General features: G+C 57.5%; 16 protein-coding genes. 6 read left to right on the forward strand and 10 right to left on the reverse strand.

Annotated elements, in window-relative coordinates; translation table 11 throughout:
- Nucleotides 1-2 precede the first annotated feature (2 nt).
- Entirely contained in the window at nucleotides 3-743 is a 741-nt protein-coding gene (locus BLU89_RS07065) for a YebC/PmpR family DNA-binding transcriptional regulator (protein ID WP_074735556.1), read from the reverse strand.
- A 111-nt stretch (nucleotides 744-854) separates the two neighbouring features.
- Here BLU89_RS07065 and BLU89_RS07070 point away from each other — a divergent pair, with 111 nt between their 5' ends.
- The 4 genes from BLU89_RS07070 to BLU89_RS07085 all read left to right on the forward strand — a co-directional run bounded on the left by BLU89_RS07070 (nucleotide 855) and on the right by BLU89_RS07085 (nucleotide 5,981).
- The gene (locus BLU89_RS07070; protein WP_074735558.1) at nucleotides 855-2,627 is read left to right on the forward strand and encodes an SLC13 family permease; all 1,773 of its coding nucleotides are present in this window, start codon (nucleotides 855-857) and stop codon (nucleotides 2,625-2,627) included.
- 16 nt (nucleotides 2,628-2,643) lie between these two features.
- Nucleotides 2,644-3,378, forward strand: coding sequence for a glutamine amidotransferase (locus BLU89_RS07075; RefSeq protein ID WP_074735559.1), 735 nt, complete (start codon nucleotides 2,644-2,646; stop codon nucleotides 3,376-3,378).
- Between the two features lie 72 nt (nucleotides 3,379-3,450).
- The gene (locus tag BLU89_RS07080; protein ID WP_074735561.1) at nucleotides 3,451-4,308 is read left to right on the forward strand and encodes a bile acid:sodium symporter family protein; all 858 of its coding nucleotides are present in this window, start codon (nucleotides 3,451-3,453) and stop codon (nucleotides 4,306-4,308) included.
- 11 nt (nucleotides 4,309-4,319) lie between these two features.
- Nucleotides 4,320-5,981: an FAD-binding dehydrogenase gene (locus tag BLU89_RS07085; protein WP_074735562.1), complete on the forward strand. Its 1,662-nt coding sequence runs from the start codon at nucleotides 4,320-4,322 to the stop codon at nucleotides 5,979-5,981.
- Here the strand turns inward: BLU89_RS07085 and BLU89_RS07090 are convergent, their stop codons facing one another.
- The 5 genes from BLU89_RS07090 to mgtE all read right to left on the reverse strand — a co-directional run bounded on the left by BLU89_RS07090 (nucleotide 5,982) and on the right by mgtE (nucleotide 11,534).
- A complete protein-coding gene (locus BLU89_RS07090) occupies nucleotides 5,982-6,728 on the reverse strand; it encodes a YbaY family lipoprotein (protein WP_074736469.1) in 747 nt (248 codons plus the stop codon).
- A 95-nt stretch (nucleotides 6,729-6,823) separates the two neighbouring features.
- Nucleotides 6,824-8,602 (reverse strand): SLC13 family permease, encoded by a 1,779-nt coding sequence (locus tag BLU89_RS07095; protein ID WP_074735564.1) that lies wholly within the window; start codon nucleotides 8,600-8,602, stop codon nucleotides 6,824-6,826.
- 91 nt (nucleotides 8,603-8,693) lie between these two features.
- On the reverse strand, nucleotides 8,694-9,506 hold the full coding sequence (locus BLU89_RS07100; protein WP_074735566.1) for a TIGR00282 family metallophosphoesterase: 813 nt from the start codon (nucleotides 9,504-9,506) through the stop codon (nucleotides 8,694-8,696).
- 70 nt (nucleotides 9,507-9,576) lie between these two features.
- The gene (locus tag BLU89_RS07105; RefSeq protein WP_074735568.1) at nucleotides 9,577-10,143 is read right to left on the reverse strand and encodes a 5-formyltetrahydrofolate cyclo-ligase; all 567 of its coding nucleotides are present in this window, start codon (nucleotides 10,141-10,143) and stop codon (nucleotides 9,577-9,579) included.
- Nucleotides 10,140-11,534 (reverse strand): magnesium transporter, encoded by a 1,395-nt coding sequence (mgtE, locus tag BLU89_RS07110; protein WP_074735570.1) that lies wholly within the window; start codon nucleotides 11,532-11,534, stop codon nucleotides 10,140-10,142. The genes BLU89_RS07105 and mgtE overlap by 4 nt, the downstream gene beginning before the upstream one ends.
- Nucleotides 11,535-11,672: 138 nt before the next feature.
- Here mgtE and guaD point away from each other — a divergent pair, with 138 nt between their 5' ends.
- Nucleotides 11,673-12,965 (forward strand): guanine deaminase, encoded by a 1,293-nt coding sequence (gene guaD / locus BLU89_RS07115; protein WP_074735572.1) that lies wholly within the window; start codon nucleotides 11,673-11,675, stop codon nucleotides 12,963-12,965.
- Nucleotides 12,966-13,027: 62 nt separating this feature from the next.
- Here guaD and BLU89_RS07120 read toward each other — a convergent pair whose 3' ends face one another.
- The 3 genes from BLU89_RS07120 to BLU89_RS07130 form a co-directional block, all read right to left on the reverse strand.
- Nucleotides 13,028-14,362 (reverse strand): 8-oxoguanine deaminase, encoded by a 1,335-nt coding sequence (locus BLU89_RS07120; RefSeq protein WP_074735574.1) that lies wholly within the window; start codon nucleotides 14,360-14,362, stop codon nucleotides 13,028-13,030.
- A 114-nt stretch (nucleotides 14,363-14,476) separates the two neighbouring features.
- Nucleotides 14,477-15,268, reverse strand: a complete 792-nt coding sequence (gene hisN, locus BLU89_RS07125; protein WP_074735575.1) for a histidinol-phosphatase — start codon at nucleotides 15,266-15,268, stop codon at nucleotides 14,477-14,479.
- Between the two features lie 44 nt (nucleotides 15,269-15,312).
- A complete protein-coding gene (locus BLU89_RS07130; protein WP_074735577.1) occupies nucleotides 15,313-15,684 on the reverse strand; it encodes a helix-turn-helix domain-containing protein in 372 nt (123 codons plus the stop codon).
- Between the two features lie 337 nt (nucleotides 15,685-16,021).
- On the opposite strand from BLU89_RS07130, the gene BLU89_RS07135 reads away from it, so the two are divergent.
- Nucleotides 16,022-16,990, forward strand: coding sequence for an NADPH:quinone oxidoreductase family protein (locus BLU89_RS07135; protein WP_074735579.1), 969 nt, complete (start codon nucleotides 16,022-16,024; stop codon nucleotides 16,988-16,990).
- Here the strand turns inward: BLU89_RS07135 and BLU89_RS07140 are convergent.
- Nucleotides 16,974-17,852: a LysR family transcriptional regulator gene (locus tag BLU89_RS07140; RefSeq protein ID WP_074735581.1), complete on the reverse strand. Its 879-nt coding sequence runs from the start codon at nucleotides 17,850-17,852 to the stop codon at nucleotides 16,974-16,976. The two genes, BLU89_RS07135 and BLU89_RS07140, sit on opposite strands and share 17 nt — an antisense overlap.
- Nucleotides 17,853-17,968 lie beyond the last annotated feature (116 nt).

Raw genomic sequence — 17,968 nt, forward strand, 5'->3', positions numbered from 1 at the left:
TATCAGAGCTGCGCCATGATCTCGTCTGTCGCCTCGAAGTTGGTCGTCACGCGCTGCACATCATCGTCGTCTTCCAGCGCGTCCACCAGTTTCATCAGCTTCTGCATATCTTCCAGACCCAGTTCGGTCGTTGTTGTGGGCTTCCAGACCAGTTTGGTGGATTCGGATTCGCCCAGCGCCGCCTCAAGCACATTCGACACATCGTTCAGGTCAGCATCTGCACACCAGATGATATGGCCGTCTTCCGAGCTTTCAACATCCTCAGCCCCAGCCTCAATCGCGGCTTCAAAGATCGTATCCGCATCGCCAGCATCCGCCTGATAGACCACCTCACCCTTGCGGTCGAACATAAAGCCCACCGAGCCGGTTTCGCCCAAGTTCCCGCCATTCTTGGAAAAGGTCGAGCGCACAGTAGATGCGGTACGGTTCCGGTTGTCTGTCATCGTCTCAACGATCACGGCAACACCATTGGGGCCATAGCCTTCATACCGGATTTCTTCGTAATCATCGCCATCGCCCGCCTGCGATTTCTTGATGGCGCGATCGATCACATCCTTAGGGACCGAGTTCGACTTGGCTTCTTTCACCGCAAGACGCAGGCGCGGATTCTTGTCGGGATCGGGGTCGCCCATCTTGGCGGCAACGGTGATCTCTTTCGACAGCTTGGAAAACAGTTTGGACCGCGCGGCGTCCTGACGTCCCTTGCGGTGTTGGATGTTGGCCCATTTGGAGTGGCCTGCCATGGTGCGTCCTCGTCATTCGTGATTGCGTGTTTGGCGATCATATAGACGTTTGCGGGGGGCAGGATCAAGGGATCGGCTTGCCCCGCCATCGCCTGTGGTTATGGTGGCGGCATGACGACAGATCAAATCATACTTTTTTCCCTTTTCATCGCCGTATTCGGAATGCTGCTATGGGGGCGGTTCCGTTATGACCTTGTGGCTTTCACCGCGCTGATGATCGCGGTCACGTTAGGTGTTGTTCCCGTCGACCGCGCCTTTGCCGGGTTCGGACATCCTGCTACGATTATTGTGGCTTTGGTGCTGGTAGTCTCTGCCGGTCTAGTGCGGTCGGGCGCGGTGTTCTTGATCACGCGAACACTGGTCGATGCGTCGCGCGGTCTGGGCGCGCATATCGCGCTGATGGGCGGGATCGGCGCGGTTCTGTCGGCCTTCATGAACAATGTGGCAGCACTTGCGCTGCTGATGCCGGTCGACATCCAAACCGCCCGCAAAGCCGGGCGTTCGGTCGGGCTGACCCTGATGCCTCTCAGCTTTGCGACCATTCTGGGCGGGATGGCCACGCTGATTGGTACGCCACCGAATATCATCATCGCCTCCATCCGCGCCGAAACGCTGGGCGAACCGTTTGGGATGTTCGACTTTGCCCCCGTTGGCGGGATCGCCGCCATTGCCGGTCTGGCTTTTGTCGCACTGATTGGTTGGCGGCTCATACCCAATCGCGGCGAACAGGAGGAGACCTCGGACGTCTTGGCGGAATACATCGCCGAGCTGACGGTCCCGACCGATTCACCGCATATCGGAAAACGCGTCAGCGAGCTCTATGAGGCAGCAGAGAAGTCGGACGTTGCCGTCATCGGCCTGATCCGGGACGGCAAGCGGCGCTATGGCAGATCCACCCACGCCACCTTGCGGGAAGGCGACGCACTGGTGCTTGAGGCCCGGCCCGAGGCGTTGGACGAATTCCGCGCCGCGCTCAATCTCGATTTCTCGGACACACGGCGGCAGGAGGTTTTGACCGCCGAGGGTGACGGGCTGGAAGTGATCGAGGTTGTGGCTCCAGAAAGCGCCCGCATCACCGGGCGTACCGCGCAGGCGCTGGGCTTGGCGTGGCGGCAGAGCACAGTGCTCATGGGCATCTCGCGTCAGGGCCGCCGCATCACAGAACAGGTCCGCAAGACCGAAGTCGAGGCAGGTGACATCCTGCTGCTGCTCTGCCCGCGCGACCGGGGTGCGGATGTGACTGAATGGTTGGGCTGTTTGCCCTTGGCTGAGCGCGGCTTGAACGTTACCGCCAACGAAAAGGCGTGGCTGGCAATTGGCCTGTTTGCTTCAGCCGTGCTGGCGGCCAGTGTCGGACTTATCTACTTGCCCATCGCCTTGGGTCTGGTCGTCGTGGCATATGTGCTGACCAAGATTATGCCGATAGCAGATATCTACAATCACATAGAATGGCCCGTTGTGGTCTTGCTGGGATCTATGATCCCGCTGGGAAGTGCGCTTGAAACCTCGGGCGGAACGGAACTGATCGCCAACGCCCTGATCCAACTGACCAACGGATTACCTGCTTGGGCAATCCTGACAGTGCTGATGGTCGTGACGATGACCCTTTCGGACGTGCTGAACAATACCGCTACTGCCATTGTCGCTGCTCCGGTTGGCATTCAGATGGCGCGCACACTCGAAGTTTCACCCGATCCGTTTCTCATGACCGTTGCGGTTGCAGCGTCTGCGGCGTTCCTCACGCCTATTGGGCATAAGAACAATACGTTGGTGCTTGGCCCGGGTGGATACCGTTTCGGAGACTACTGGCGTATGGGCTTGCCGCTGGAGATATTGATCATTGTGGTATCAATTCCCTCGATCCTTGTGTTCTGGCCGCTTTGACGGGTAAAGGCAGCGCATGAAACGCTTTTTGATCCTACAACTGCGACCGGAATCTGATGCTTCTGATGCCGAGTACGCCTCGATTCTGGACAAAACCGGTCTTGCACCTGCGCAAACCCATCGCATCCGACTGGATTGCGAAGACCTGCCTGAAGCGCTGGATGTGACCGACTATGCCGGTATCATCGTGGGCGGAGGTCCGGGCTGCGTCAGTGACGACCCGGCCCGAAAATCCGCGCTGGATGCGAAGATTGAGGGTGCGATCATGGGGTTAATGCCTCAAATCACCGCACAGGATCATCCATTTATGGGTTGCTGCTATGGCCTGGGTATTCTCGCCGCACATCTGGGCGGTGATGTTAGCAAACGGCAATACGGCGAACCGGTGGGTCCATCTAACTGCCATTTGACTGAGGATGGCGCAGAGGACCCCCTGACCGCTGGACTTATTCCGAAATTCGAGGCGTTTGTCGGCCATAAGGAGGCTGTACAATCCCTGCCGGAAGGCTGTGTGCATCTGGTCGCCTCGGAACCCTGTCCGATTCAGATGATCCGCTGGGGACAGAATGTCTATGCCACTCAATTCCACCCCGAAGCGGACGCACGGGACTTTGAACAGCGTATCCAAATCTACAAAGACCACGGCTATTTTCCACCGGAAGATGCGCAGCGCCTTATCAACATTTGCCATGCCGCGGACGTATCGCAACCGGGCGAAATCCTGCGCCGTTTCGCTCAACGCTACGGGTGACCCAACGGCGTTATTGCCTGATCAACGACCCCTCGCATAGGCTGGCCCGAATGACTTTGGGAGGAGTTGTTCTTGGATCTGCTAATAAATATCGGTCTGCCGCTTTCGCTGGCCATTATCATGCTGTCGCTCGGAATCGGGCTTGAGGCTGCCGATTTTCGCCGCGTCCTGACGCGCGGATACCCGTTCGCCATCGGTGCGATCAGTCAGGTCGTGCTGGTACCGCTGGCTGCTTTTTTAACCGTCAAACTGTTCGGACTGCCCGCAGAGATTGCGGTTGGCGTCATGCTATTAAGCTTCTGCCCCGGAGGCGTTACCAGCAATATCCTTGCAAAATTTGCCAAAGGCGATGTTGCGCTATCGGTCAGCTTGACGGCAGTAATCAGCCTGTTGTCGATCGTGACAGTTCCCATTCTGGCGGCGTGGTCCATCGATTACTTTATGGGTGAGGCCGCCCCGGAAATTTCTATTGGCGACCTTGCCACCGCATTGTTCCTGATCACAACTTTGCCTGTCGCGATTGGGGTCAGTATTCGCCACTTTGCCAGAGGGTTCGCAGTTCGGATCGACAACGCTCTTTCTGCGCTTGCCTCGATCTTGTTCGTGCTGATCGTTTTGGCGGCGCTGGCCGGAAACTGGCAGTTCTTCATTGAGAACCTCGGCTCGATTGGGGTCGCGTTGATCACGCTGAATATCGCACTGCTGCTGATCGGACTTGGACTGGCACGGATCGCCAGGCTGACATGGGATGAGGCAAAAACCATTTCGGTCGAAACAGGCATTCAGAATTCGGCCATGGGGATTACGCTGGCGGCGCTGATCACCGGCACCACAACTGGCTTCAGCCCACTTGCGGTTCCGGCTGCTGTATATGGTATCACAATGTATGTGGTCGTGACCCCCTTCATCTTTTGGTTCCGCAGCCGCTGAAAGGACACCAGATGACCAACAATACTGCAGATGCCATTGTGATCGGCGCGGGTCTTGCAGGCCTGACAGCGGCGGCCGAGCTAGGAGATAGGGGTAAGCGCGTGATCGTGTTGGATCAGGAACCCGAGCATTTTCTGGGTGGGCAAGCGTTCTGGAGCCTTGGCGGTCTGTTCATGGTCGACACGCCCGAACAACGCCGCATGGGCATCCGCGACAGCCACGAACTGGCGCTGCGCGACTGGATGGGCAGCGCTCAGTTCGACCGAGACGAGGATAACTGGCCCCGCAAATGGGCCGACGCCTATGTCGAGTTCGCGGCGGGTGAAATGCGCCCTTGGTTGCACGAAATGGGGCTGCGTTGGTTCCCGGTCGTGGGGTGGGCTGAACGGGGCGGATCTTATGCGGATGGTCACGGCAATTCGGTCCCGCGCTTTCATATCACATGGGGAACGGGCCCGGGCGTGTTGGAACACTTTGTTCGCCGTATTCGTGCGCATGTCGACGCCGGGTTGATACAGTTGAAGTTTCGCCACCAAGTCAGCCACATCATTATGCAAAACGGTACTGCCAAGGGTGTGTCAGGAGAGGTTCTGGCCGATGACAGCATTCAAAGGGGTGGCAAGACCAACCGGGACGAAGTTGGAGAGTTCGAGGTCTATGCCCCTTCGGTCATTGTCACCTCGGGCGGGATCGGTGGGAATTTCGAAATGGTGCGGAAAAACTGGCCCCATGATCGATTGGGCGAACCACCCAAAGACATGGTCGCCGGTGTGCCCTTTCATGTTGATGGCCGTATGATCCCGATCAGCGAGAAAGCAGGCGGTCATGTCATCAATGGTGATCGAATGTGGCACTATACAGAAGGCGTGCGCAATTGGGATCCGATCTGGCCCGCGCACGGTATTCGTATCCTCCCCGGCCCAAGCTCTATGTGGTTTGATGCGCGCGGCAATCGTCTGCAACCGCCTTGTCTGCCGGGTTTCGATACATTGGGCACGCTGCGTGAAATTCTTAAGACGGGTTATGAATACAGCTGGTTCGTTCTGACCCAGAAGGTGATCAAGAAGGAATTTGCCCTGTCGGGGTCCGAACAAAACCCTGATTTCACCTCGGGTAGTTGGAAAGAGGTCATTCGACAACGCATTCTGTCAGGTTCAAAGGCCACAGCGCCGGTAGAGGCTTTCAAAGAAAAGGGCGAGGATTTTGTTGTCGCCAACACGCTGACCGAATTGGTCAGCGGCATGAACCAATTAGGCGGTGGATTGATCGACGAGGCGCACTTGCGCGCACAGATCGAGGCGCGCGACTCACAGATCGATAATCCGTTCTCGAAAGACGCCCAGATGATGGCGATCCTAGCCGCGCGTAATTATCGGGGTGACAGGCTGATCCGTACCGCCAAACCTCACAAGTTCCTCGATCCGTCAAACGGCCCTTTGATTGCAGTCAAACTGCATGTGCTGACCCGCAAGTCGCTCGGCGGGTTGCAGACCAATCTCGACGGTCAGATGGTCGGAGCAGACGGTCAGGTCGTCCCCGGCCTGTTCGCAGCCGGAGAGGTCGCGGGCTTTGGCGGCGGCGGCTACCATGGCTACAATGCGCTGGAGGGCACTTTTTTGGGGGGCTGCATCTTCTCGGGCCGCATTGCGGGACGATCCCGCGCGGTGGCCTGATTACTGGGTGCGCACAAACTTCAGAACCGGTTCGCCTGCGGCGTCGAGCAAAACCATGCTATCACCAGCGATCGCATAGGTTGTCACACTTTGCAAAGCGGCAAGAAACCGGTCTTCAACCTCTTCCAATTCCGGCGGGCACGCCATTAGGGTGGCGGCCATGTTGTCCGGGAACTGTAGGCTGTTGCCATTGATGTCGACCTGGCCAGAAAATCTGTTGCAACCGCCCGTGCCGCCGAACGCGCCGCCTTGGGCGAAAGAAAGCTGCGGTGGGCGTTTGGTGTCCAATACCTCTCCATCTATTCCGATGGCTGTCCATTCGGTCCCATCCAGTGCCTCAGCGCTCTGACTGCGCGCCTGCACCAACACCAGGTCTGCGGAATTGCCTTCCCCGTTGGTCAATACCGGGTGAATCGTATCTGTCGTAAACAGCAGCTCGTCACCGCGATAGATTGACCCCTGGACCGTATAAGTCATTCCTTCGCGGATCAGAGCGTCATCAAACGATAGTTCAAATTCCGAGGGTACCCCGCCTAGCGCATAACGCTGCGCCGCCAGTGTCACAGCGGCGGCATCCGCGCGTGAGATGTCCTGCAATTCGACATACAGCGTCGCATCCGGTGGCAGGGCAATCCGTTCGCGATAAGTCGCGGTGCCTGTCACCGATCCGGCGTGGCTTTGGCTACCCAATAAGGCCAATACTACTGCTCCGGCCACAATGGCCTGCCCGAGTTTTGGAAAAGGCATGATTGCATCCTTTCTCATTCGTGTTTGAAAAAAGATTGTGGCTGGATCGTCATTTACAAGAGCAACACATTCAAATCGGCGAAACCGCGCCGGTCTCAGAGTGGCCAAATGAACGGAATTAAGAGCGATGCCAACAAACCGACTGTCAGGTTTAGAGGCACACCAACCTTTAGGAAATCGGTGAACCTGTACCCGCCCGGGCCGTACACCATCATGTTCGTCTGATAGCCGATAGGGGTCGCAAAAGAGGCAGATGCCGCCACCATCACGGCCACCACCAAGGGGCGCGGATCGATGCCGACAGCCTGTGCCAGCGAAATAGCGATCGGTGTGACCACAACGGCAACCGCATTGTTTGAAACCAGTTCAGTCAAAACTGAAGTCAACAGATACACCGCCCATATGATCAGGAAAGGTGGCAACATGCCCAGCGCAGGAGCAACAGCTTCGACAATCAGCGTGACCGCACCTGATTTGTCGAGTGCGGCACCAATTGCCAGCATCGAGAAGATCATGGCCAGCAGGCGACCCTCGACAAATGAGAACGCCTCATCCGCGTCGATGCAGCGGGTCAGCAGTACCACCGCAACAGCCAGCACTGACAAGAGCAGGATTGGCGCCACACCCAGCGCCGCCAGCACCACGATCCCGGCCAGAGAACCGATGGCAATAGGTGCATGGCTGCGACGGAATGCGCGCGCCGATGGATGCGTGACATCAACCATGTCCATATCTGCGGCCAGCTTTCGGATATCTGCCGGGGATCCTTCCAGCAGCAGCGTATCGCCGACACGGACGGTCAGGTCATCCAACTGACGCCCAATATTCTGATTTCGGCGATGTACAGCCAGCACATATACGCCATATCGGCGGCGCAACCGCATCGCGCCCAGCGTTCGACCAACCATCCGGCAACCCGGCGTTATCAGGACCTCGACAGTCTTGGTCTCAACAGCCGAGACCTGATCCACGCGCTTCAATTCCTTGTTGCTTTGCAAGCTCAGCAACTCGGTCATTTCCGTGCGCAGGACCACCCTGTCGCCGACTTTCAGCGTTACCCCCTTGAGGTTCCGGCGCAACGAGTCATCGCCCCGAACCACGTCGATCAGCCGGACACCGGGTCGTTTGAACAGTTGTACCCCGGTCACTTCGCGGTCGATCAGGTTGCTGTCGGGCGGGATGACCGCTTCTGTGAAGAACTTCATCTTTGACCGGTCGCTCAGCATGTCTGCCATGCTGTCACGATCAGGCAGCAGACGCGGCGCGATGAAGCGGAGATAGACCATACCATAGATCACCAACGCGATGCCCAGCGGGGTAACCTCAAAAATCGTGAAGGCCATCATGCCCTGAGAGCGTGCCACACCATCAACCAGAAGGTTGGTCGAGGTACCGATCAGCGTCAGGGTGCCCCCCAGAATCGCTGCATAGCTGAGCGGGATCAACAGCTTGGACGCTGGTACGTTCAATGTGCGGGCGATCTGAATAAACACCGGGATCATCACAACGACAACAGGTGTGTTCGACACCACGGCCGATGCAAACACGACAAAAGTCATCAACAACCCGATGGCAAACCGGGGATTTACCTGTGCTTGCTTCTGCGCGACCGACGTAAAAGCATCCAGCGCCCCGGTCCGTACCAGAGCACCCATGATGATGAACATGGCCCCGATGGTCCACGGCGCGGGGTTGGACAACACCGCAAGCGCACTTTGATAAGGCAAAATGCCCGTTGCAAGCATCAAGGCTGTACCACCGATGGCAACGACTTCAGTCGGATAAATCTCGCGCAGGAACATGATGAACATGCCTGCGACGATCATCAGCGCCAGAATCGCGCTGCCCATCTCTGTCAGTTGAAGGAGTTGCATTCTTGGTATTCTGTCCGAACCCTGATCTGGCACACGCGCCTGACAGTCAGTTTCACGTATTGCGTGCGACAGGGCAAGCCTGACGTGCGTTTCAGGGGGTCGCCTGCTGCAAGCGCCCACCAACACGGACCATCTGCACAGACTTTGCGCTTCCATCGCGGTCATCGGTTTCGACAAAGACGCCACTTAGCGTTGCCTCACCAGTCGCCGGAGTAAACCGCGCTTTGGGCATCCCGGTTATGAATCGGCGCAGAGGTTCCTGTTTGTCCATACCAATGACCGAGTCATAGTCACCACACATCCCGGCATCGGTCAGATACCCCGTCCCGCCGGGGAAAATCTGCGCATCTGCCGTCGGGACATGGGTATGCGTACCGACCACAAGGCTGGCGCGCTTGTCGCAGTAATGGCCCATCGCCATCTTTTCCGAGGTCGCCTCGCAATGCATATCAACGATGATCGCCTGCGCCTGCCCGCCGCGTGGGTGCGATTTCAGGATCGGTTCAATGGCCGAGAACGGGTCATCAAAGGGCCGCTTCATGAACACTTGCCCCAATACCTGCACCACCAGCACCTTACGCCCGCCCGGCGCCGTGAACAGCCGATGGCCCCGCCCCGGCGCGCCTTTGGCAAAGTTCACCGGACGCACAACACGGGGTTCTTTCTCGATGAACTGCAACATATCCTTTTGATCGAAGGCATGGTCACCCAGGGTAATACAATCGGCTCCGGCCTCTAAAAGCAGCTTGGCGTGATCTCCGCTGAGCCCCATGCCATTCGAGGCATTCTCGCCATTGACCACGACGAAATCCAACCTCCACTCGTCGCGCAGGCGCGGCAGATGTTGTTGAATGGCAGCGCGACCCGAGCGCCCCATGACGTCACCAAGGAACAGAATTCTCATGGTTGCGGTCCTAGGGGCTGCAGGTGGCAATAACAAGGCAGAACCAGACAAATGCGCAGGAAGCACATGCTCAGAAACACAGCACCCGGCTTTCGGTGATCACCATGTCCAGTGGCTGATCCGTCGGCTCCAGTGGCAAAGCCCGCGCCTCTTGTGCATCGAAGGCAAATCCAATCGCCAGTGTCGGTCGCTTGGCCCGCAAGCCTTCAAGCGTACGATCATAAAAACCGCCGCCATATCCCAGGCGACCGCCCTGCCCATCGAAGGCCACCAACGGCACAATCAGGATTTCCGGGTCAAAGTAGTCATCGACCTGGGGCACTTTCGCACCGAAAGGTCCATCTTTCAACGCGCCCTCCGGGGTCCAGTGCGAAAAGCGCAGCGGCAGCCCGGCGCCCTGAATGACCGGCACACCGACAGAGCCATAAGCAGCAGCTTCGGCCATTGCAGGCAGCGGGTCTATCTCGGTCCGGATCGGCATGTAGCCGGACAAGGGAACACCCCGATGCCCCGCCAGAACCTCGGACAATCGACCAGCAGCACCCGGCAGACGGGTGTCGAATGCCTCTTTTCGGCGCGCAAAAGCGGCCTTGCGCGCAGCGGCTTTGATTTCAGTCAGATCGGTTGTTTCGGTCACAGTAGCACCACGCTGGCAAGCCCCAGAAAAACGAAGAACCCCATGACGTCTGTTGTCGTGGTCACAAAGGTTCCCGATGCCAGCGCCGGGTCAACGCCCAAACGGTCCAGCACCACGGGTACTACCGTACCTGCAAAGCCCGCGATGATCATGTTCACGACCAGCGCCGATCCGATCACGACACCCAGCAGCGGAGAATCAAACCACATCATACCAACAGTCCCCAACACGACAGCAAAACACAGCCCATTGATCATCCCCACCAGCAATTCCCGCCGGATCACACGCGCTACGTTCGAGCCCGTCAGGTCGCGCGTTGCCAGCGCCCGCACGGCAACAGTCAGTGATTGCGTTCCAGCATTACCCCCCATGGAGGCCACGATTGGCATCAGGATCGCCAGTGCAACCAACTGATTAATCGCAGCCTCGAACTGCGAAATCACTAACGATCCACAGATTGCCGTGATCAGATTGACGCCAAGCCACGGCAAACGCCGTCTGCTGGTCGCCGCAACACTGTCGGACAAAGAACTTTCGTCCGAGACACCCGCGAGGCGCAGCATGTCCTCTTGGTATTCTTCGTCCAGCACCACCATCGCATCATCAATGGTGATGACACCGACCAAGCGGCCGTCCGCATCCACGACCGGGGCCGAAATCAGGTGGTATTGGTTGAACGCATAGGCCACATCCTCTTCGTCCTGATCGACCGGGATGGTGTGGAATTCCTCTTCGGCGATCTCGTGCAGCGTCACCTCGCGCCGGGTCGCCATCAGCTTGCCCAACGTGACCTGCGCAACGGGTTTCAACCGCGGATCAACCAGAATGACATGGTAGAATTGCTCTGGCAGATCGTCATTGGCCCGCATGAAATCAATGGCCTGCCCCACAGCCCAGTGCTCGGGCGCCATGACGACTTCGCGTTGCATAAGGCGACCGGCAGAGTTTTCAGGATAAGACAGAGCCTGCTCGGCCGCGACCCGTTCGGAATCCTCAAGCGCATCCAGAATGGTTTCCTGCTGCGGCTCTTCAAGGTCTTCCAGAAGGTCAACGACGTCGTCGCTTTCCATGTCCCGAACCGCCTCGGCCAGAACATCAGGTTTCAGAACACCGATGACCTCTTCGCGGACGGATTCGTCCAGCTCAGACAGGATGTCGCCATCAAACTCCTTATCGTACAAACGAATAAGACGCGCGCGGTCATAAGGATTGATCTGTTCCAAAAGGTCGGCGATGTCCGCTGCGTGCAGCGGCTCCATCAACTCGATCAGCTTGATGCGATCTTCGACCTCCACCGCATAAAGGATGGCCGCAACAGCCCGCCGGTCCAGCGCATAGGCGTCTTCCTCTCGGGGCTGATCGGGTCTGGCTTCGTCGGTGCCTGTCGTCATGCGCTGCCCCTCTGTATCGGCGATTGCTTCTAGATAGAAGAAGCAGCTACCGGAAAACAATGACAATGGTCCAATTTACCCACATCTTTCGCGCCCCTATGCTTTGGGTCGGTCCCAAACAGGCGGAGAACACAGCAAATGGCGCAAAAGACGCTTTTGAAAGGACGCGTACTGAGCTTCAACGGATCACCGTTCGAAGGTGAACCCACTGACGCGACCAACATTCACGAAGCCGTTCTGATCGAGGAAGGGCATGTCGCTGCACTGGGATTGGGATCCGTCCTGTCCGACGCGCATCCCGACGCGGTGGTCAAAGATTATGGCAACCACCTGATCATGGCAGGGTTTGTCGATCCGCACGTACATTATCCTCAGACTGCGATGATCGCGAGTTGGGGCAAGAGGTTGATCGATTGGCTGAACAGTTACACGTTTCCCGAAGAGATGAAGTTCGGTGACTTCGAATATGCCGCTGAGATCGCCGACAGATATCTGAACCTGACCGCCGCCCACGGCACAACAACCATGTGCAGTTTCTGCACCATTCATCCCGAAAGCGTGGATGCCTTCTTTGCTTCCGCACAAGCACGCGGACAGCGGGTTGTTGCGGGAAAAACCTGTATGGATCGCAACGCGCCCCAAGGGCTGCGGGATACCGCGCAAACCGGGTACGACCAGTCAAAGGCATTGCTTGAGAAGTGGCACGGGGTTGAGCGGATATCCTACGCTATCACGCCACGCTTTTCACCAACATCGACGCCGGACCAGCTGGAGGCGATGGGCGCGCTGTGGGCTGAACATCCCGATTGCCTGATGCAGACTCATTTGAGCGAGCAGACCGATGAGATCGAATGGGTCCGATCCCTGTTCCCTGCCGCCCGCGACTATCTGGACACCTATGAGCAGTTCGGCCTGCTGGGGGGAAATGGCCTCTATGGTCACGTGATCCATCTGGAAAACCGCGAGCGTGACCGCCTACGCGAAGTTGATGCCGCGCTGATTCACTGCCCGACGTCAAACACCTTTATCGGCTCGGGGCTGTTTGACATGAATGGCCTGATCCACGAAGGGCACCGGGTTGGTCTCGCCACCGATACAGGTGGCGGTTCCAGCTTTTCGATGCTGCGCACCATGGCTGCGGCCTATGAGGTCGGTCAGCTGCGGGGGCATCCGCTGCATCCTTCGCAATTGCTCTGGCTTGGAACGGTGGGATCGGCTCAATCTCTGCGGATGGATGATTGTATCGGCAATATCGCAGTGGGTAAGGAAGCGGATCTGGTCGTATTGAACCTTGCCTCGACCCCGGCCATCGCCCAACGCGAAGCAAGTGCCGACGATCTTTGGGAAGCAGTTTTCCCGACTATCATGATGGGCGATGACCGCGCCGTGGCCGATGTCTGGATCGGTGGGCGCGTTGTATCCGGCAGGTAGCAATGGGCCAATGGCCCATGCCTCCGCTGGGGTTTCTTTAGGTCAGATGAAAAACGATGCCGCTATTCGGCGAGCGCGTGCGCAAGGCGATTCTGGGTTTCTATGGCTTTCGGCAGGTCGATCGTGGCGATCTGGCCGTCACAGACAATCTGGCGTCCCTCAACGAACAGATGCTTGACACGGGTTGGCCCGGCCAGAAGTAGCGCAGCGGGATCCCAACTGCCTGCACTTTCGATACCACTTGTGTCCCAAATGGCAATGTCAGCGCGCTTGCCGGGCATGAGCCGACCGCAATCGGGCCGGTTCAACACATCCGCCCCTCCTCGGGTGGCAATCTCAAGCGCCTCGCGGGCAGACATGGCGTCAGCGCCGTTTGCGACCCGTTGCAACAGCATAGCCTGACGTGCCTCTGCAACCAGATTGCCGCTGTCATTGCTGGCAGATCCATCGACACCCAATCCAACATGCACACCGTGGTCTCTCATGCTGCGAACCGGGGCGATGCCCGACCCGAGGCGGCAATTGGAGCACGGACAATGCGCAACGCCTGTTCGGCTGCGTGCGAACAGGTCGATCTCGGCGCTATCCAATTTGACGCAATGCGCGTGCCAGACATCTGATCCAGTCCAACCAAGCTCTTCGGCATATTGGCCTGGGCGACAACCGAACTGCGCTTGCGAATAGGCTATATCCTCGTCATTTTCCGCCAGATGGGTATGCAGCATTACTCCTTTGTCGCGCGCCAGAAGGGCGGCATCGCGCATCAGGTCCCGGCTGACGGAAAACGGGGAACACGGCGCCAGACCGATGCGGCACATCGAACCCTCTGATGGGTCATGAAAGGCATCGACCACGCGGATCATGTCCTCCAGAATGGTCTGTTCGGATTCGACCAATGCATCTGGAGGTAGGCCGCCGTCACTTTCCCCAATACTCATCGCCCCCCTCGTGGGGTGAAACCGCAATCCCAGTTCGGCGGCAGCGTGAATCGTATCCTCAAGCCGTGAACCATTGGGATAGAGATAGAGGTGATCGGAACTCAGCGTACAGCCCGCAAGTGCCAGTTCAGCCAGACCGATCTGGGCCGAGACAAACATCTGTTCAGGCCCAAATCGCGCCCAGATGGGGTACAGCGTCCGTAGCCACCCGAACAACAACGCGTCCTGCCCGCCCGGAACCGCTCGGGTAAGAGTCTGATAAAGATGATGATGCGTGTTCACCAAACCGGGTGTTATGAGACAACCGGTGGCATCATGGATTTCCCCATCACTGCTAAGGCCATGACCAATCTGCACAATCTTGCCATCACGAACCAGCAGATCGGCATTGGCAAGCTCTTGCCGGGTGTCATCCATCGTCACGATGGTGTTGGCGTTTCGGATCAGAATTTCGGTCATTTTTGCACTCCCGCATCTGCCCGTCTCATGCGTGGAGTGTTGGGCTGGTGGAAAACGGACTCAAGAACCAGCCATGATCAGTTTAGACCCGCAGAAGGATTGCGGCAACGGGTTTTAGTATTGCTTAAGGATGTCCAACGCGGCTGCATGAATGTCTGCATTGGCTGCTGCCAGCACCCGTCCGCCGTTATGTGCCGGCTTTCCCTGCCAATCCGTTACGATCCCGCCAGCGGCCTCGATCACGGCAATCGGGGCCTGAATATCGTAGGCATTCAATCCGGCCTCAACCACCAGATCAATCTGCCCCGCAGCCAGCAGAGCATAGGCATAGCAATCCATTCCATAGCGCGTCAGCTTGGCGTTCCGGGCGACAGCCCTGAATGCGGTTGCTTCGACTTTGCTCCCAACTTCGGGGAATGTGGTGAAAATGACGGCCTGTTCCAATGACCGTGTGTCGCGGGTCCCAAGCTTTGCCCGGCCCGCCGGACCCTGGACAAAGGCTTGATCGGTATCACCAATAAAACGTTCGCCAATATAGGGCTGGTCAATGACGCCCAGTATTGGTCCGGTCTCGGTACTCAGCGCGATCAGGACGCCCCAGGTGGGTGTGCCACTGATAAATCCGCGTGTGCCATCAATCGGGTCTAAAACCCAAACCCGCCCGCTTGTACCTGCAGTCTGTCCAAATTCTTCGCCCAGAATACCATCTTCAGGCCGATGTCGCGCCAGCACAGCGCGCATCGCTTTTTCCGCTTCGCGATCAGCAATCGTGACCGGATCAAACCCTGAGTCCAGCTTGTTATCTGTTTTCAGGTTAGACTGACGGAAATAAGGAAGTATGGCCGCCCGCGCTGTGTCGGCCATTTCTTCGGCAATCTCAAGATCACTTCGTAGGGTATTTGGCATGGTTTACCCGTGCGCCTGGCACCAAGCGAAGTCAAGCAAGTGAATCAGGCGACGTCGCTCAACACACGCGCCAACTCGAACAGGCGGCGGCGCTGGTTTTCCGGGATCGCATAATACGAGCGAACAAGATCGAGCGCTTCCTTGTCACCCATCAAGTCTGCAGGAACCGATTTCTTGTCAGCGTCTGCCTTCTGAGCTTCTTCGAGACCTTCGAAGAAAAAGCTGACCGGAACATCCAAAGCCTCGGCGATATCCCACAGGCGTGACGCGCTGATCCGATTGGCCCCTGTTTCATACTTCTGGATCTGTTGAAACTTGATACCAACCTGCTGCGCCAACTGCTGCTGGGTCATGCCAATCAGCCAGCGGCGATGTCGAACGCGTTTGCCCACATGGACATCGACGTGATGAGTCATTGGTATTCTCCTCTACACAAACACCTGTCCGGGAAACCGCAACAGCAGCCGTCTCCGCCAACTTAGCGGGTCGCTGCTTAAGAACTCCCTAATTCCGATCGTGCCCCCCGAACAGCACTATAACGTAATATTGCCGCAATAGATTATTTTTTCAAGAAGGTTGAATCAGAGAATGCAGATAGTGGTTTGTGGTTGTGTCGCAAACGCACTCCGCAATTGTTCCCCGTGTGGAAACTATCTGCTCTGCTTCCGCAGACGGACGCGGCAAAGTTTGCGATTGGAATTGACAAATGAATGCGCCGCGCGGCCTATGTCGGCAAAACAGCGGAGAACACGGATGCAGGCATTTTGTATCGAAACCAAAGGGGCGCCAGCACGTTTGTGCGAAATACCACAAGCCCCCCTCGGGGATAATCAGGTCCGTATTACGATCAAGGCATGTGGTCTGAACTTCGCTGACCTTTTGATGCAGAAGGGCACATATCAGGACACGCCGGAAACGCCGTTTACCTTGGGTATGGAGATCGCCGGGATTGTTGCCGGAACTGGAAACAATGTCTCAAATCTGAAACCGGGAGATCGCGTTGCCGTGTTTTCCGGTCAGGGAGGGCTTGCCGAATCGGGTGTCTTCGATGCGGATCGGGCAATTCTGCTGCCCGACACCATGAGCTTCGAAGACGCCGCTGCGATTCAGATTGCCTATGGAACCAGCCATATCGCCCTTGAACATCGGGCGCGCCTGCAGCCGGGCGAGACTCTGCTGGTCACCGGGGCGGCCGGTGGCGTCGGACTAACCGCTGTTGAAATCGGCAAACTGATGGGTGCGACAGTGATTGCACAGGCGCGGGGGCAGGACAAACTGACCGTGGCGCAGAATGCCGGAGCGGACCATCTGATCGACGCAGGTGAAGACCTGCGCGCGCGCGTGCGCGCATTGGGTGGGGCAGACGTGGTTTACGACGCGGTTGGTGGCGAGGTTTTCAAGGCCGCTTTCCGGGCGACCAATCCCGAAGGCCGTCTTTTGCCGATCGGCTTTGCCGGAGGCGATGTTCCTCAGATCCCTGCCAACCATCTGTTGGTCAAGAATCTGAGCGTCATCGGCGTTTATCTCGGCGGTTATCTGAAATTCCGGCCCGAGATCGTGCGCGACAGTTTCAGCACCCTGTTTCACTGGCACTCAGAGGGTCGGATCAAGCCTCATATCAGCCAAGTCCTGCCCCTACAGGATGTGGCTACGGGATTGGACCTGCTGCGCGACCGCAAGTCGACCGGTAAGGTCGTAATCAGGATCAACTCGCCACTTTGAGCGGCTGTGCGTTCGGCCGGGTGAAATTCTGGCGTAGCAGATTGGCAAGCTCGGCCACATATTCCTCGCGCACCCTCTCGGCGCCGTAGAGGTTGATGAACTGCACCGGCAGTTCCGGCAACACACCAGAGTGGTCAATCAGTTCCTGATGACTGGGCTGGGTTCCTTCCAACAACACACCGACCGCCAAATCGGCGCTGACTGTTGCCTCGACTGTCCGGTCAGAATCGCTGTCGACGCTCATGTCCCACTCAATCCCCGCATCATCCAGTGCCGTTATTGCCACCGGACGGAAAATACAATTGCGGCAGAACCCCAGCCGCAACGGTTTTTGGCGCCACGCTGATCCGTTCAGCGCACCGACCCAGCGCAGAGGCATTTGATGCAAGGTTTCAGCCCCCTCACCCGCACCAGACTCGGTGGTCAGAACCAGATCGAACCCGCCGCGAACGAATTCTTCTTTCAGGTGGCGCGTATTTGACGTGACAAGGTTCACGCTTACCCGTGGGAAGCTCGCGTTGAAACGTTTCAACACGCGTGGAATGAACGGGTGAACAACATCATGTGGGACACCCAGCACCACTTCGCCCTCGAAGGCCTGATCCGTCAACCGCCCGATCACCTCGTCATTCAACGCGATCATCCGCCGCGCAAAAGCTAACAGTTGCTCGCCTGAAGCAGTAAGCGCGATGGTCCGGCCAGACCGATCCAGCAACTCCAGCCCCAGCAACTCTTCCAGCCGCTTGAGCTGCATGGAGACCGCCGATTGCGTAAGGTGAAGAAATCCGGCGGCCCGGGTCACGCCGCCATGATCGGCGACGGCCACGAAAGAACGAAGCGTAGTAATATCCAGATTCCGCATCTTCAAGATTCCTTATGAGTCTCGTCATAAACATTCATTTCCAAAATATGTCAGGTTGCTCCATATATATCAAGGAAATTGATCGAAGCGCAGTGTTTCATCAGATAACCATGAAA

The organism is Ruegeria halocynthiae (assembly GCF_900106805.1).
GTDB lineage: Bacteria > Pseudomonadota > Alphaproteobacteria > Rhodobacterales > Rhodobacteraceae > Ruegeria > Ruegeria halocynthiae.

What these genes read in the sequence shown, in the direction of transcription:
- BLU89_RS07100 (WP_074735566.1), bottom strand. Translation starts at nt 9,506, where the DNA reads ATGAGAATTCTGTTCCTTGGTGACGTCATGGGGCGCTCGGGTCGCGCT.
- mgtE (WP_074735570.1), bottom strand. Translation starts at nt 11,534, where the DNA reads ATGACGACAGGCACCGACGAAGCCAGACCCGATCAGCCCCGAGAGGAA.
- BLU89_RS07095 (WP_074735564.1), bottom strand. Translation starts at nt 8,602, where the DNA reads ATGCAACTCCTTCAACTGACAGAGATGGGCAGCGCGATTCTGGCGCTG.
- BLU89_RS07090 (WP_074736469.1), bottom strand. Translation starts at nt 6,728, where the DNA reads ATGCCTTTTCCAAAACTCGGGCAGGCCATTGTGGCCGGAGCAGTAGTA.
- BLU89_RS07135 (WP_074735579.1), top strand. Translation starts at nt 16,022, where the DNA reads ATGCAGGCATTTTGTATCGAAACCAAAGGGGCGCCAGCACGTTTGTGC.
- hisN (WP_074735575.1), bottom strand. Translation starts at nt 15,268, where the DNA reads ATGCCAAATACCCTACGAAGTGATCTTGAGATTGCCGAAGAAATGGCC.
- BLU89_RS07120 (WP_074735574.1), bottom strand. Translation starts at nt 14,362, where the DNA reads ATGACCGAAATTCTGATCCGAAACGCCAACACCATCGTGACGATGGAT.
- BLU89_RS07140 (WP_074735581.1), bottom strand. Translation starts at nt 17,852, where the DNA reads ATGCGGAATCTGGATATTACTACGCTTCGTTCTTTCGTGGCCGTCGCC.
- BLU89_RS07130 (WP_074735577.1), bottom strand. Translation starts at nt 15,684, where the DNA reads ATGACTCATCACGTCGATGTCCATGTGGGCAAACGCGTTCGACATCGC.
- BLU89_RS07085 (WP_074735562.1), top strand. Translation starts at nt 4,320, where the DNA reads ATGACCAACAATACTGCAGATGCCATTGTGATCGGCGCGGGTCTTGCA.
- BLU89_RS07065 (WP_074735556.1), bottom strand. Translation starts at nt 743, where the DNA reads ATGGCAGGCCACTCCAAATGGGCCAACATCCAACACCGCAAGGGACGT.
- BLU89_RS07070 (WP_074735558.1), top strand. Translation starts at nt 855, where the DNA reads ATGACGACAGATCAAATCATACTTTTTTCCCTTTTCATCGCCGTATTC.
- guaD (WP_074735572.1), top strand. Translation starts at nt 11,673, where the DNA reads ATGGCGCAAAAGACGCTTTTGAAAGGACGCGTACTGAGCTTCAACGGA.
- BLU89_RS07075 (WP_074735559.1), top strand. Translation starts at nt 2,644, where the DNA reads ATGAAACGCTTTTTGATCCTACAACTGCGACCGGAATCTGATGCTTCT.